Source organism: Bacillus sp. (in: firmicutes) (assembly GCA_012842745.1).
In the GTDB taxonomy this organism is placed as follows: Bacteria; Bacillota; Bacilli; order Bacillales; family Bacillaceae_J; genus Schinkia.
The window spans coordinates 15,481-31,864 of the sequence record DUSF01000018.1 but is presented as its reverse complement, the minus strand read 5'-3'; the positions used below and the strand labels follow the sequence as shown (position 1 = coordinate 31,864).

Annotated in this window: 13 protein-coding genes; 3 read left to right on the top strand and 10 right to left on the bottom strand. The window is 39.1% G+C overall.

Features of this window, described 5'->3' with window-relative positions; translation table 11 throughout:
- Window positions 1–66: 66 nt before the first annotated feature.
- The 3 genes from GX497_02605 to GX497_02595 are packed head-to-tail and all read left to right on the top strand — an operon-like array spanning window position 67 to window position 2,608.
- Complete coding sequence (locus GX497_02605; protein ID HHY72119.1) at window positions 67–834, top strand: thiazole synthase; 768 nt, start codon at window positions 67–69, stop codon at window positions 832–834.
- A 1-nt stretch (window position 835) separates the two neighbouring features.
- Complete coding sequence (gene thiH, locus GX497_02600) at window positions 836–1,990, top strand: 2-iminoacetate synthase ThiH (GenBank protein ID HHY72118.1); 1,155 nt, start codon at window positions 836–838, stop codon at window positions 1,988–1,990.
- Window positions 1,991–2,023: 33 nt separating this feature from the next.
- Window positions 2,024–2,608, top strand: coding sequence for a thiamine phosphate synthase (locus GX497_02595; protein HHY72117.1), 585 nt, complete (start codon window positions 2,024–2,026; stop codon window positions 2,606–2,608).
- Between the two features lies 1 nt (window position 2,609).
- Here GX497_02595 and GX497_02590 read toward each other — a convergent pair whose 3' ends face one another.
- From GX497_02590 to GX497_02545, 10 genes are all read right to left on the bottom strand, one after another.
- On the bottom strand, window positions 2,610–4,007 hold the full coding sequence (locus GX497_02590) for an amino acid permease (GenBank protein ID HHY72116.1): 1,398 nt from the start codon (window positions 4,005–4,007) through the stop codon (window positions 2,610–2,612).
- Between the two features lie 174 nt (window positions 4,008–4,181).
- Window positions 4,182–4,865, bottom strand: a complete 684-nt coding sequence (gene narI / locus GX497_02585; GenBank protein HHY72115.1) for a respiratory nitrate reductase subunit gamma — start codon at window positions 4,863–4,865, stop codon at window positions 4,182–4,184.
- On the bottom strand, window positions 4,858–5,436 hold the full coding sequence (narJ, locus tag GX497_02580) for a nitrate reductase molybdenum cofactor assembly chaperone (protein ID HHY72114.1): 579 nt from the start codon (window positions 5,434–5,436) through the stop codon (window positions 4,858–4,860). The genes narI and narJ overlap by 8 nt, the downstream gene beginning before the upstream one ends.
- On the bottom strand, window positions 5,396–6,913 hold the full coding sequence (gene narH / locus GX497_02575; GenBank protein ID HHY72113.1) for a nitrate reductase subunit beta: 1,518 nt from the start codon (window positions 6,911–6,913) through the stop codon (window positions 5,396–5,398). Before narH ends, narJ begins: the two co-directional genes overlap by 41 nt.
- Entirely contained in the window at window positions 6,903–10,589 is a 3,687-nt protein-coding gene (locus tag GX497_02570; protein HHY72112.1) for a nitrate reductase subunit alpha, read from the bottom strand. The genes narH and GX497_02570 overlap by 11 nt, the downstream gene beginning before the upstream one ends.
- A 25-nt stretch (window positions 10,590–10,614) precedes the next feature.
- A complete protein-coding gene (locus GX497_02565) occupies window positions 10,615–11,838 on the bottom strand; it encodes a NarK/NasA family nitrate transporter (protein HHY72111.1) in 1,224 nt (407 codons plus the stop codon).
- A gap of 45 nt (window positions 11,839–11,883) precedes the next feature.
- Window positions 11,884–13,233, bottom strand: coding sequence for a NarK family nitrate/nitrite MFS transporter (locus GX497_02560; protein ID HHY72110.1), 1,350 nt, complete (start codon window positions 13,231–13,233; stop codon window positions 11,884–11,886).
- A 215-nt stretch (window positions 13,234–13,448) separates the two neighbouring features.
- Window positions 13,449–14,342: a GAF domain-containing protein gene (locus GX497_02555; GenBank protein ID HHY72109.1), complete on the bottom strand. Its 894-nt coding sequence runs from the start codon at window positions 14,340–14,342 to the stop codon at window positions 13,449–13,451.
- A gap of 9 nt (window positions 14,343–14,351) precedes the next feature.
- Window positions 14,352–15,008, bottom strand: a complete 657-nt coding sequence (locus GX497_02550; GenBank protein HHY72108.1) for a response regulator transcription factor — start codon at window positions 15,006–15,008, stop codon at window positions 14,352–14,354.
- 10 nt (window positions 15,009–15,018) lie between these two features.
- On the bottom strand, window positions 15,019–16,251 hold the full coding sequence (locus GX497_02545) for a sensor histidine kinase (GenBank protein ID HHY72107.1): 1,233 nt from the start codon (window positions 16,249–16,251) through the stop codon (window positions 15,019–15,021).
- Window positions 16,252–16,384: the final 133 nt, after the last annotated feature.

The window sequence follows — 16,384 nt, the reverse complement described above, 5'->3', positions numbered from 1 at the left end:
TTGTCGTTCACTTTAAGGTTTAGGGTGTGTGCGATTAAAAAATTGATAGGGAGAGGTTTTTGCAAAATGAATGATAAATTAATTATCGGTGGACATGAGTTTGGATCAAGGTTTATATTAGGCTCTGGGAAATTTTCGTTAGAAATTATGCGAGCGGTTATAGAGCATGGGGAAGCGGAAATGGTGACTTTGGCATTAAGACGTGCCAATACAGGTGGTGAGGAAAATATTTTGCATTATATTCCGAAAGAAATTACCTTGCTGCCAAATACTTCAGGGGCGCGAAATGCCGAGGAAGCAGTCAGAATCGCTAGGCTCGCAAGAGAGCTTGGCTGCGGCGATTTTGTCAAATTAGAGGTCATTTCTGACTCTAAATATTTGCTGCCTGATAACTATGAAACAATGAAAGCGACTGAAATGTTAGCAAAAGAAGGCTTCATCGTCATGCCGTATATGTATCCAGATTTATACGTGGCAAGATCATTAGTCAATGCCGGTGCAGCCGCAGTTATGCCTTTAGGAGCACCAATTGGGAGCAACAAGGGGCTTTGTACAAAGCATTTTATCCAAATGTTAGTTGATGAAATTAATCTTCCGATTATTGTCGATGCTGGTATCGGCCGCCCTTCCCAAGCATGTGAAGCAATGGAAATGGGCGTTGATGCCATTATGTGTAATACGGCAGTTGCTACCGCTAGTGATGTGGCTTTAATGGCGAAAGCCTTCAAACTAGCAATTGAAGCAGGACGGGCCGCTTACCTTGCCGGCTTAGGCCGTGTATTAGACTTTGAAGGAGAAGCTTCCAGCCCTTTGACTGGATTTTTGGAGGATTAACATGGCAATTAAAAGAGTAGACCATATGCAATATATGCCTGGCATGGAAGCCATTGAGTCAGACTTGATGGAGAAAGTATTAAGAGCGGTAGATAACTATGATCATGAAGTGTTTTCCAGTTATCATGTGGAAAAGGCTTTAAATAAGGACCATCTTTCTATCGATGATTACGCAGCAATCCTTTCTCCTGCTGCCTTACCTTATTTAGAAGAAATGGCGAAAAAGGCTAAATTAGAGACGAGAAAGCATTTTGGGAATGCTATTTCCTTATTTACTCCCTTATATATTGCTAATTATTGTGAAAATGAATGTGTTTATTGCGGCTTTAAAGCAACAAATAAAATTCAACGGGCAACACTTTCCAAAACGGATGCAGAAGCTGAGCTTAAAGCAATTGCTGCGACTGGGTTGGAAGAGATTCTCTTGCTCACAGGGGAATCCCGTTATAAATCTGATGTTGAGTATATTGGCGAAACTGTTACACTCGCGACGAAGTATTTTTCAACAGTTGGAATTGAAATCTATCCATTAAATACAGATGAATATGCATTTTTGCGTAGTTGTGGTGCAGATTTCGTGTCGGTCTATCAAGAAACATACAATCCTAATAAATATGCAGAAGTTCATTTATGGGGTTCAAAACGGATTTTTCCATACCGTTTTCATGCCCAAGAGCGAGCTTTGTTAGGCGGAATGCGCGGCGTTTCTTTTGGGGCATTGCTTGGGCTCGATGACTTTCGCAAAGATGCCTTTGCCGCTGGGTTACATGCCCATTTGATTCAGCAAAAATATCCGTATGCAGAAATTAGTTTCTCTGTTCCGCGGTTACGACCTTATAAAAACAATGCAGACAACAACCCGAAAGATGTGTATGAAAAACAGCTTTTACAAGTCATGCTTGCCTATCGCTTGTTCATGCCTTACGCTGGCATTACGATTTCCACAAGGGAACGAGCTGGATTCCGAGATAACGTCATTGGATTAGTTGCTACCAAAATGTCAGCAGGCGTTAGTGTCGGCGTGGGCGGCCACAACGAGGAACAAAAGGGCGACGAACAATTTGAAATTTCCGATGAACGGACTGTAGAGGAAGTTCATCAAACAATTGTTAAGAAAGGGCTGCAGCCTGTATATACGGATTATGTTAGAGTTTAGGCGAACTTACATTAGAGTGCTAGGAGATAGACGATGCTTATTTATGTTACAAGTCGTAAGCTATGTAGAGATGACTTTTTCCAGAGGATTAATCATTTAGCAAAGGGTAAACCTTCTGCAATCATGCTAAGAGAAAAAGACTTAGACTTATCAGAATATGAAGCCTTGGCTATAAAAGTGAAAGAACTCTGTCGTGCGCATCATGTTCCGCTAATAATTAACCAAAACTTTTCCGTTGCGGAAAAGTTAGAGCTACCCAATATTCATTTTTCAATGGATAATCTAAGAAAATATAAATCTGAACTGCGGCCATTTATTGTGGTTGGGGCCTCCGTCCATTCGGTTGCTGAAGCAGAAGAGGCTTTTAAGTTGGGAGCTACCTACTTAATTGCCGGGCACGTCTTTTCAACAGATTGCAAAAAGGGAGTCCCTCCACGAGGGCTTCCCTTTCTTAAAAAAATATGCGATTTGGTTCCAATTCCAGTATTCGCAATTGGTGGCATAACAAAAGATAAAGTAACTGATATTAAAATGACAGGCGCCAAAGGCGTGTGTATCATGTCCGAGGCAATGACATGCCGAAATCCTGTCGTGCTTGCAAATGAATTTCGGCGATGAGCTAGATAGCCTGCTCATCACGCATCGCCACGGCCTTTGTACTAACAACCGCCGTTTTAGCCTTGTCCTTTTTCACTATAAAAGAAACAATAATAAGCACAGCAACTGTTAGTAAACAAACAGCGGTACCAATAATATTTTGTTTATTAAAAATAAACGTAACAAAGATGCACATTAATGACACAATTGCAACTATAGTTGTGTACGGATATAGTATGACACGAAAGCCCTTCAGTTTTTCCACATATTGTGGGCGGAGCTTCAATTGGGCACAAGCAATGCTAGCCCAAATTAATAAAACAGTAAATCCTGGTATGGTCATCAAGTAGCTAATAACTTGGTCTGGTGTTAAATAAGCTAGAAACACGCCAACTATTATAAATGTTGTTGTTAAAAGGATACCATTTAGCGGAATTCCTTTTTTCGTTATTTTTAAAAATAATTTCGGAGCTTCACCGTTTTGCGACATCGTAAACAATGTTCTTGACGTTGCATATATGCCGGAATTGGCTGCAGAAAGAACAGCTGTTAAAAGTACGAAATTCATAACATTGGCAGCCCCCGGTAACCCTGTGAGGCTAAATACTTGTACAAAAGGACTGTCTGCTGCAGTCACTTCGTTCCAAGGGATGATTCCGCAAATAATAAGGATTGGCAAGACATAAAAAAGCATGACACGCACTACAGTGCTTTTAATAATTTTCGGGATCACTTTCTCACTATCTTTCGTCTCAGTAACAGCTACACCAATCAATTCTGCGCCTCCATAGGAAAACATTACAACTAAAAAGGCTCCAAGCATACCGCTCATTCCGTTAGGAAAAAAACCACCATTTGCTGTTAAATTTGAAATAGAGACATTCGTGCCGTGAGGTACAATATTAAATAAAATCAATGCCCCTAGGACAATAAACGCAACTAAAGTAATGATTTTAATACTCGCAAACCAAAACTCCATTTCCCCATAATGCTTAACTTGAAATAAATTGATACTAACAATAAAGGCCCCACAAAGAATACTTAACAACCATAACGGCGTATCCGTAAACCAAAATTTCAAAAAGCTTCCTGCAGCTAGTAATTCCACAACTGTTACGATAATCCAGTTAAGCCAATAAAGCCAGCCAACAATAAAGGAAGTCTGAAACCCAAACGCTTTATTAATAAGATGCTGGACATTTAAATTTGGGTAAACTGTAGCCATCTCACCTAAAGCAGCCATTACAATAAATAGTAAAAGCCCACCAATGATATAGGAAACGACAACACTGGGCCCAGCCATATTTAAAGTATCGGAGCTTCCCTTAAATATTCCCGTTCCTATCATCCCTGCTAGAGCAATAAACTGTACATGCCTTGGCTTCAATCCTCTTTGCAAATCTTGATGTTTGTCTTTCATGCTGTTCACACCTTGTTATTTTTATATATTTTTTATTCTTCATATTCAAAAGTTCTCTTTTGATTAAACGCTTTTTAGTATTAAAGTAATACTCTTTTAATATATCATTTTTTGTAGCGCTGTCAATTTGAAATAATCGACAAAAAGAAGCAAGGGAAATCTCCCCTGCTTCTACTAGCTTGCTCTTCTACGATATAGAATATAGCTTCTTTTAAAATAGTTAAGCGGCACGCTCCACACATGGACAAGACGTGTAAATGGCCAAATTCCAATGAGAGCAAATGAAAGCAAAACATGCAGCTGAAAACCGAGCGGCACTTCACTCATTAAGAATGGGTCTGGAGTGAAAGTAATTAAACCTCTAAACCACGGACTAATTGTTTCACGGTAGTCAAAATGTGGGTTTAGCGAGTTGCCAATGACTGTATTGTACATTCCAACTGCTACGATTAGAAAAATCAATATAATCGTTACAAAATCACTACTATCACTCGTACTACGCACCCGCTTGTTCGTAAAACGGCGATTTAATAGAATTAAAATTCCGACTAGTGTAATAATCCCAGCCAGACCTCCACCATAGACTGCACCAGCATGATACAATGACTCACTAACTCCCATACTTTCCATCATCGTATTCGGAATCAAAAGACCAACAACATGGCCTGCAAAAACCATCATAACCCCAACGTGGAACAGCATGCTACCCCATTTTAAACTTTTTTTCTCTAAAAATTCACTAGATTTCGCTGTCCAAGCTAATTGATCGGAATTGTAGCGGTAAAAATGGCCAACGACAAAAATAGTAACCATTAAATAAGGGAATATAACCCATAAGAATTGTTGCATGCTACCCATTCCCCCCCATTAAAATAAAATTTTCAAGCGCTTCTGTCCCAGCTAGACAGGCCTCTGTTAAAAATACATATGGACTATTCAATCTTTCCAATTCGCTTTTTAATGTTTCAATCGGCTTTCGCACACTTTTCATTAAATTTGCTGAAATTTGTAAAGGGGCAACTGCTGCGAACTCTAATACAACTGGCAAATAATCGGAAAGCTCCTCATCTGTCATTTCAAATCCATATTCTCTATACGTTGACTTCAATTCTAGTAAAATTTGTCCGCGCTCGCGTTGTTCACCAGCTTTTAAGTAGCTTAATGAAAGCGAGCAATCAGCATTAAAGTCAAATAAATTAACATAATGTTGCTCTAAATCATCTAAAGAGAGCTTGCCAATCGCCTCAAGAAAAGAAGTCAGCGACTTTTCCACATATGGATTATTAAATTGCTGAACGGTCTCAACGAGCTCCCCCCATTGTAGCCATCGTTTATCAGGATATTGGAAGAGGTAGGAAATCATTTTCAATGATTCCCTTATCTCTTTCTCAATATTTGAGGAAATGGAATTGGTCGTTTGTTCCATCATATCCACCTACTTCGCATGTACTACAGTCATAGCTATAGCCTGTTGACCCTTGTTTCTCATACAAGTTTTCAAATTCCTCTTTATGAGCCGTCGGAATAACAAATCGATCCTCATACTTAGCAATGGAAAGAAGGCGATACATTTCCTCAATAACTTCTGGTGCCATATCTACTTCGTTTAAAAGATTAGCATCTGGCTGTTTTCCTAATGTTTTTTCACGCATATATTGGCGCATGATAACCATTTTCTTCAAAACACTCTTAATGACTTCAGTGTCGCCTGCAGTTAATAAATTCGCCAAATACTCCAATGGAATTCTCATTTGACTAATTGCTGGGAACATCTCTTCAAACGTACCGTTAAATTTCGAATTTTTCCCTTCAATTTTTGAAGTAAATGGGCTAAGTGGTGGTACATACCAAACCATTGGCAATGTCCGATATTCTGGATGAAGCGGTAAAGCAATTTTATATTTTACCGCCATTTTGTAAATCGGCGATTTACGTGCTGCTTCTAACCAATCTTCTGAAATGCCATCTTTTCTAGCCTGCTCAATTACTTTCGGATCAGATGGGTCTAAGAATAAACCTAGTTGCGCCTCATATAAATCCTTTTCATTTGGAGTAGAGGCAACTTCCTTCACTCTATCTGCATCATATAAAAGAATGCCGATATAACGAAGGCGGCCTGTACATGTTTCAGAGCAAACAGTTGGCAATCCGGCTTCAATTCTTGGGAAGCAAAATGTACATTTCTCCGCTTTTTGTGTCTCCCAGTTGAAATAAACCTTTTTATAAGGACAGCTTGTCATACAATGTCGCCAACCACGGCACGCTTCTTGGTCAACAAGAACAATTCCATCTTCATCGCGTTTGTAAATCGCTCCTGAAGGACAAGAGGCAACGCAGCCTGGATTTAAGCAATGCTCACAAATCCGCGGCAAATACATCATAAACGCTTGCTCAAATTCTAATTTTATATCTTCTTCCATTTGAATCATATTTGGATCTTTTAAACCTGTTATATGGACACCAGCTAAATCATCTTCCCAGTTCGGCCCCCATTTCAAATCCATTGTTTCTCCAGTCACTAGTGACTTTGGCCTTGCAACTGGTTGATGCTTACTTTGTGGACTGTTTGTTAACTTTTCGTAGTTATAAGACCATGGCTCATAATATTCATCCATTGTTGGTAAATCTGGATTGTGGAAAATTTTCCCCAACGCTAGTTTATTTAGCTTACTACCAGACTTTAATTCTAGTTGACCATTTTTTAATACCCAACCACCTTTATGCTTCTCTTGGTTTTCCCATTCAACCGGGTAGCCAACACCCGGTTTTGTTTCAACATTGTTAAACCACATATATTCTGCACCTGGACGGTTCGTCCATGTATTTTTACATGTCACACTACATGTATGACAGCCTATACATTTATCTAAATTCATTACCATTCCTACTTGCGCTTTAATCTTCAAGCCAAGCCACCTCCTTCATCTTCCGTACAGAAACATAAATATCACGTTGATTCCCGATTGGACCATAGTAGTTAAAACCATAGCTAAGCTGCGCATAGCCACCGATAAGTTGGGTTGGCTTCACATGAATTTTCGTCGGACTATTATGTGTACCGCCTCGTTCACCTGTTATATTTGTACCTGGAGTGTTAATATGCTTGTCTTGCGCATGATACATAAAGAGCGTACCTTCTGGCATTTTATGACTTGTAACTGCCCTTGCAGCAACAACACCATTGCGGTTGTAAACTTCAACCCAGTCATTATCTTTAATCCCTGCTTTTTCAGCATCCTTTTCACTCATCCAAACATTCGGTCCACCACGGAAAAGGGTGAGCATCATTAAATTATCTTGATATGTGCTATGAATATTCCATTTTCCATGTGGTGTTAAATAGCGAAGCGTGATTTCATTTTTCTCTTTAGTTGGTGCTTGATCGCGATCCGCAAAAACCATTTCTGGCAATGTTGGCTTATAGATTGGTAAATTTTCCCCGTATTCTGTCATGATTTCATGGTCAAGAAAGAAGTGTTGTCGCCCTGTTAATGTTCTAAATGGAACTAATCTTTCAATATTAATTGTAAATGGTGAATAACGTCGTTCACCTTTATTCGCACCTGTAAATACTGGTGTTGGAATAACTTTACGTGGCTGCACAGTAATATCATGGAATGTTTGATGAACAGCAGCTTGATCCTCAGCAATATCTTTTAAAGCAAGACCAGTTTTCGCTTCTTCAGCTTCCCATGCTCTCATCGCAACCTTTCCGTTTGTCGCACTTGATAGAGTCATCATTGCTTCTGCAGCTTGTCGTCCTGTTTCAATACTTGGCATTCCTTTCGAAATACCTTCATTTGTAATAATTCCATTCATTTCTTTTAATTGCTCATATTCCTCAGCAACTGAGAAAGAAATACCATGGGCACCAACAGGATTTTTCTGTACTAATGGGCCAAGACCAATAAATTTTTCATAAAGCTTTGTATAATCACGCTCTACAAACGTCATTTTTGGCATTGTAAGACCTGGCACAGGCTCTGTTTCGCCTTTTTTCCAATCAACTACTTTACCAAATGGTTGGGCAATTTCATCTTGTGAATCGTGTAAGAGCGGCATTGTCACAAGGTCCTTAACAGGTCCTGTAAAATGCTCTTCGGCCATATTTGAAAATGCCTTCGCAATGCCTTTAAATGTATCCCAATCCGATTGCGCTTCCCATGGCGGATTAATCGCTGGATTAAACGGATGAACAAATGGATGCATATCCGTACTACTTATATCATGCTTTTCATACCAAGTTGCCGCTGGCAAAACAATATCTGAATACATTGCATTTCCTGCCATCCGGAAATCTATGCTCACAAGTAGGTCAAGCTTTCCTTCCGCACCTTCTTCACGCCATTTAATTTCTTCTGGTTTCATTGCCGTGTTTTCTTCCCCAAGTACACCGTTCGATGTACCAAGAAGATGCTTCAAGAAATATTCATGCCCTTTTCCTGAACTCGAAATTAAATTAGAACGCCAAACAAATAAGTTTCTTGGGAAGTTAACTGGATTATCTGGATCCTCAATTGCAAACTCCATCTTCCCTGTTTTCAATTCATTGACCGCATATTTAACTGCTTCTTCCGGTGTCGTTGCCCCAGCTTTCTTCGCATCTTCAAACAATTCAATTGAATTCCGATTAAATTGCGGATAAGATGGCAGCCAGCCTAAACGGGCCGCAAGCACATTATAATCTCCTGAATGCTCATATCTTGCTTTCCCGATAAGTGGTGAAGCAAGTTCATTTAACTTTGTTTCTTCATAACGCCATTGGTCTGTTGCAAAGTAATAGAATGATGTTGCATTTTGTAAACGTGGTGGTAATGACCAATCACGGCCAAAGGCAATTGTTCCCCAACCTTCAGGAACACGGCATTTTTCTTGACCAACATAATGGGCCCAGCCGCCACCATTAACGCCTTGCGAACCTGTTAACAGTACAAGGTTTAAGATGCTTCGGTAAATCGTATCGCCATTAAACCAATGGTTGATGCCAGCCCCCATGATAATCATCGAGCGCCCTTGACTATCAACCGCATTTTGGGCAAACTCCCTCGCAATTTTCGTCACTAGCTTTCTATCAATTCCTGTATATTTTTCTTGCCATGCAGGAGTATATGGCTTGTCATCATCGTAAGAAGTTGCTCCATTCTGAAGTCCGTCGCGGCTTACCCCATAATGTGCAAGCATAATATCAAATACGGTTGTAACAAAGATTTTTTCTCCCGCTGCATTCGTTACTTGTTTTACAGGTACAAAGCGTGAGACTGTCCCTGTTTTTGTATTATCAAAATACGGCAGCCTAATTTCAATGATGTAATCTTCTTGGCCAAGGACTGTTAATTCAGGTTCGAATGCATTTCCTTGTTCATCCTCCTGCTTAAGATTCCACTGCCCTTTATTACCCCAACGGTGTCCAATACTTCCATTTGGAATCATAATTTTCTTCGTCTCTTTATCAATAACGGCTGTTTTCCACTCTGCATTTGTAACTGGCATTCCTAAATCACTTGCTGTTAGAAAACGGTCTGAAACGAAGCTATTGCCACTTTGTTTAAGCGTAATCAAGTATGGTAAGTCCGTATATTTCTTCGCATATTCATAAAAATATTCTGTTTGTTGATCAACATAAAATTCTTTCAAAATAACATGTGTCATCGCTTGTGCTAACGCGGCATCTTCACCAGGGTTAACTGCTAACCAATCATCGGCAAATTTCACATTTTCCGCATAATCAGGGCTGACAGTAACAACCTTTGTTCCTTTATAGCGCACTTCTGTCATAAAATGCGCATCAGGTGTTCGCGTCATTGGAACATTGGAACCCCACATCATAATGTAAGTTGAATTGTACCAATCACTACTTTCTGGAACATCCGTTTGCTCGCCCCATATTTGTGGTGAAGCAGGAGGTAAATCTGCATACCAGTCATAAAAACTTAACATCGGTGCGCCAAGCATTGACAAAAAGCGTGATCCGGCAGCATAACTAACCATTGACATCGCAGGAATCGGTGTAAAGCCAGCAACTCGGTCAGGACCGAATTTTTTTGTCGTGTAAATGAGCGATGCGGAAATTAATTCATTAACTTCTTCCCTTGATGCACGAACAAAACCACCTTTGCCACGAGCTGCTTTATACGCCTTTGCTTTTTCCGGGTTCTCAACAATGCTTGTCCAAGCTTTTACAGGGTCGCCTTCTGCTTTTAGCGCCTCACGGTATAACTTCAAGAGCGCACCGCGAACATACGGATATTTCACACGAAGCGGGCTATATACATACCATGAAAAACTTGCTCCACGAGGACAACCTCTTGGTTCAAACTCTGGCATATCTGGTCCACAGCTTGGGTAATCGGTTTGTTGATTTTCCCAAGTAATAATCCCATCTTTTACAAATACTTTCCAACTACAAGAGCCTGTACAGTTCACACCATGGGTTGTCCGAACAACCTTATCATGCTGCCAACGCTGACGGTAAAGTTTTTCCCACTCGCGATTTCCTTCAGAAAGTTGACTCCACCCATCTGATAACGTTTCAATCGGTTTAAAGTAACGAAGTTTTTTGAAGAAATTACTCTTTTTCCCCATTTTAATCCCCCTTTTCCTCTCTTTCTTAATTCGAAATGGCCCTAACAGTAGACGAAACTGACTCTGTCTCTTCCTTCCTTTTCCACGACTTTTGTAACCAAACAACCAAGATAAATGCTGCTACATAAGTAGCGCCAATCCACCAAAAGCCGAAAGAATAAGATCCTGTCATTCCTTTAAACGTCCCTAATATATTTGGTAAAAAGAAGCCTCCAAGACCACCAGCTGCTCCAACAAAACCTGTAAATAAGCCTACCTCCTTAGGAAACCTCGTTGGGATCACTTGGAACAACGCACCGTTTGCTATTCCAAAAATAAGCATAGCCATAATAAAGAATGTCAGTGCTATATATAAAGATGGAAGGAGTCCCACAAGACTAAGCACAATCGCAGCCGAAAGGTACAATTTCGATAACAAATTCATACCACTAATCCTATCTGCAATAAAACCACCAATCGGTCTGACAAAGCTTCCAGCAAAAACAACAATTGTTACGAAATCACCAGCCGTAACTTTACTAATTCCATATTGGTCAACAAAAAAGATAGAAAGATAACTTGTTAAGCCAACAAAACCACCGAATGATAAACTATAAAAGAAACTAAAAATCCATGTTTCTTTTAGTTTGACAATTGCTAAATACTCAGAGATTTTTTGTGGTTTTGCCGCATATGGACTATCTTTAGCAAAGATGACAAAAACGATAAATGCTACTAATAAAGGAATGAGCGCAAATCCGAATACGGCATGCCAACCAAAGTTTTCTGCAATTCGCGGTGCAAACAATGTTGCTAAAACCGTTCCACTATTACCTGCACCTGCAATTCCCATTGCTAACCCTTGATGCTCTGGAGGATACCAGCGGCTTGCAAGCGGCAAAGCTACAGAGAAGCTTGCTCCAGCTATTCCTAACAAAAATCCAAATGCTTGAACTTCAGTTAATGAGTTACCATACAACCAACCCCATAGAAGTGGAATCATTGTTAAGAGCATGCCGATAATTCCCATCCGTTTCCCGCCAAAACGGTCTGCGAGTAAACCCATTGGGATACGCAGTAGGGATCCACCCAAAACGGGAATCCCAACCATTAACCCTTTTTCTGCGGGTGACAAGCCGAAATCTTGAACAATAAATGTCGATGTGGCACCAACCATTACCCAAATCATGAAACTAATATCAAAGTATAGAAATGATGATAATAGTGTAGGCATATGCCCACTTTTCAGAAACCCTTGTTTACTAACCATCCTTCTTCACTCCTTACCAATTTGGCGTCAGACACTTCTATTTAGTTAGCATTTAACCTCAGCATTTTTGCGAGAATAGTAGTACCAACAAATCATAAGACTAATGACGTAATAGCCAATAAATAAGTAAAGTGCTAAGTTAGCAGCGCCTGTGCTAGAAATGGACCAACCGAAAACCTTCGGAATTAAAAATGCCCCATAAGCTGCAATCGCGCCTGTAAAACCAAGAACCGGTGCCGCTTGCTTTGGCTCGAAAATAATCGGAATCATCCGGAATGTTGAACCATTGGCAATTCCTGTTGTGAAGAAAAGAACAATAAACATAATTAAAAATCCAGTGAAATTATTTTGATTTAAAAAGTAAATAACACCAACTGTTGCCGCAATCATGATGATAATATCCCAAAATGTTACGATTGCCCCGCCAATCTTATCGGCAATCCAACCACCAATCGGCCTTACAGATGCACCGACAAGCGGACCAAGAAATGCTAATTGAAGTGCGTTCACTTCCGGAAACTCAGATTTAATTAATAACGGAAAAGCTGCGGCATAGCCGATAAAAGAACCAAAACACATTGTATAAAGCCATGACATAATCCATGTATGCTTGTTTTTGAAAATAATTGATTGTTCTTTAAATGATTGCTTTGCATTCGGAAGATTATCCATTCCAAAAAGCGCAATAATTGCTACAAGTACAATCGGAATAACCCAAATAAATGCTGCGTTTTGAATCCAAACTTCAGTTCCGTTCTTCATTAATTGCCCAGAACCAATGATTCCGGCAAAAGCCCCTGTTGTAATGACAATCGGAGTTAAAAATTGAACGGCACTTACACCTAGGTTTCCAATTCCTGCATTAATACCATTTGCTGAACCTTTTAATTTTTTTGGAAAAAAGAAGCTGATATTTGCCATTGATGACGAGAAATTCCCCCCACCAATACCGCAAAGAGCTGCTAAAATGACCATTGTTGTAAAAGATGTTGCAGGGTTTTGAACGGCAATTCCAATACCTATGGCTGGTAGTAATAGTAAGGTTGTACTAATAACAGTCCAGTTTCTTCCACCAACGACACCAGGCATAAATGTAAAGAAAATCCGTAATGTTGCTCCAACTAACCCTGGTAATGCTGCTAATGTAAAAAGTTCGCTTGATGAAAAACTAAAACCAACATCATTCAGTTTTACTGCAACTACTGACCAAATTTGCCAAACAACAAATGCTAAAAAGAGAGCTGGTACTGATATCCACAAATTACGATTCGCATGACGTTTTCCTTCAGATTCCCAAAATCCGCTATCTTCCGGGTCCCAACGCTTTATTCGCCCTTTGCCTTTAGACTCCACGTACGCAGGTTCTCCTGGATTTATTTTTCTTACACTCCCCATTCCGTTTCACCCTTTCTTAATTTCTGACTTCATTGTATAAGATTCGACAATCGTCTCCTATCAGGGAAATACCGTAGTTGAAGTATGGGAAAATACATATTTTTAACAGAGTGTTAACCATTTGTTCACAATTGGTCGGTAATAGTCACAATTTGTCGGCAATATTTGTTTCATCAGTATAAAAATAGACCTATTCAGCAATTTGAATAGGTCTATTAAAGAAGGGAGTTATCCCATAATTGATTACTTACTAACAAGTTTAGGAAAAAATTCATTGTTAATACTGTTCTTTCATTGTCAACAGCAATTTCAATACTACCATTTAATTTTCTTACTTTATCAGCAAGACCGGAGAAGGCCTCTTCAGAAATCTTCAAGCTTGCACTTGTATCAATTTGCATAGCAACTTGCTGATCGGATTTTCGCTCAATAATAACTTTAATTTTGGAATCATCAGCTACGCTGGCTACACACCCAAAAAGAAATTTAAAAATGGAAATCAAATCTTGTTGAATTTCATCTGACAATAGTGTAATTCTTTGATCTAATAGGATAACCTCAAATTTATTACCCCTTTGTGTTTTCTCATTAACAAAATAACGGTAAAGCGCGGATTTTTCAATTTCTTTGTTTTCTTCTGGATGGATTTGTTCTGCTTCACGCTCTTGAATATAATGTAACAGTATTTCTGCTGCAGCGTCCTTTATTGATGCAACATCAGAAGCATCAAACTTTCTAGATGTTCTTTGACCGATGAGAAGCACACCTATCATCTGTGATTGGATAAGTAACGGTACTGCTACCGCCGATTTTAGTTCTTCAATAATGAAAATCGGAAACTCAAGAGCCTCATCTTGTAGCTCCTCTGGAAAATTCGTAATGATAAATTCTCGCTTTGTTTTTAACGTTCGTCCAGCTATCCCTTTCCCGCTTCTGACAACAATACTAGTATAGCGGTTATTTAGTGAGCCTACGGCAAGACGCCAACGAAACTCAAGATTAATAGGGTCATAAAAGGCAATCGCTGAAAAATCAGCATTAAGTTCTGTAACGAGTGATTGAAGCTTTGAATTTAATATTTCTTTTAAACTATATTTTTGATTTATCATCTTCCTCACCTAATTCTCAAGTAGGCCTCTTTTTAATGCAAACTGCACAAGGTCCCTTCTTGTTGTAAGTTGAAGCTTCTCCATTATTTTTGATTTATGTGTTTCAACTGTTCTGGGACTAATATTTAGGAGCTCTCCTGTTTCTTTATTTGTATAGCCTTTGGCCACTAGACTTAAGATTTCTTTTTCCCTCTCCGAAAGGAGATCGAACGAATCGTTGTACTCATCTCCTGTATCAAAGAATACATGTTCAATGACTTTTTTCTGAGCGCCCGGATAGAGGTATGCCTGCCCTGAATACACTTGCCTGATAGCTGTTACAAGCTCTTGTCCTAACGAGGATTTCAACAAGAATCCAGATGCCCCGGCTTTTAATGCCCGAAACAGCGAATCTTGATCATCATGCATAGATAGAATAAGAACCTTTATATCCGGAAAGTTTTGGGTGATTTCACTCGTTGTCGGCAAACCATCCCTCCCGTTTGGCATACTTAAATCCATAATCACTACATCTGGTTTTGTATGCGGAATTTTTATTATTGCTTCATTTCCTTCCGCTGCTTCTCCAATAACAATCATGTCCGTTTGCGCATTTAAAAGCAAGTAGAGGCCTTCCCGCACAACAGCATGGTCATCCACTAAAAAAATTCGAATTTTATTATTCATCTTTACCACCTTATGCAATAGGAATTATCACTTGAACTTGCGTTCCTCTGCCAATCTCAGAGACAATAGAAAACACGCCACCAAGCATGGAAGTTCTTTCTTCCATACTATAAATTCCAACACCTTGCCGCGTCGAAGGATTCAGTTCAAATCCTTTCCCAAAGTCCGTGATCGTTAATGAGATTTGATTAGCATTCTTATCAACATCGAGAACAATGTCAATCCGCTCCGCACTTGAATACTTTACTGCGTTAATTAAAGCTTCCTGGGCAATTCTATACAATGCCGTTTCAACCGTTGATGGAAGACGTTCATTGCTTCCTTTATATGTTATATTAATTTGCATTCCAAATTGGTTGCCTAAATCGCGGATGAAATTTTTTAACGTTGTAATGAGCCCATGATCATCAAGAGTAGAAGGCCGCAAAACCGATGATAAATTCCGAACATCTTCAATTGTTTGCTTAATCATAAGCTGTAATTTGTCAAGATGGGTTTCCATTTCCTCTTTATTTTTAGGAACAGATTTAATAATATCCGCTTGAATAAGAATCCCAAATAATGATTGACCAATCCCATCGTGCAACTCCCTAGAGATTAATTTTCGTTCTTTTTCTTGAGCTTGAAAAATGGAATGAGTAATTATTTTTTGAATTTGCTTATGCTCCTCTTTCCGCTTTTCGCCAATCTGCTGTAACGTAATAACTGTTCCTTTTTCCTTTTCTGGAGTTGTGTAATAGGAGGTTGTGGCCACTACAGGGATCAATCCCTTTTGTGGATTTTTTATATATAACTCTACTGGATTTTCCTCATCATTCGCCAAAAAACACTTTGTCACATCACAAATTTTATTAGCACCAGGATAATTAGCACACATTGCACAAAAATTTTTTTGTTCATTATGTTGCAGTCCAAGAAGTACTCTTCCTGCTTCATTCAAACTAATAATCTTTTTATCTTGATCAAGGATTAATAGACTTTGTGTACTATTTTTAATAACAGCAAGCAGCTGTTCCTGTTGTGAGCGAATATTTCTTTCTTGCAAAAAAATAACAACAAAAAAAACAGTAATGATAATAAGTACGAAAAAAAATAATGGCAACTTTCCTAAATAATCAATGTCAATATTAAGCATATAAACTAATGATTGGACGATTACGATTGAGACGATGATGCTGATAAATCCATTTTTCAAATGAAACAATAAAAAAGAAGTAAGCTTATTCTGGTTGCGTGAATTCATCCCAATCCTCCTCACATGCATACAATTCAAGCGGCTATCATGAGCAATATCTTATTATCCTTTTTACATTATTGTAACAAGTTAAGCTGTGATATATATCACAGTTTTTTCGTTAGTTTCCTACTTTCTTGTG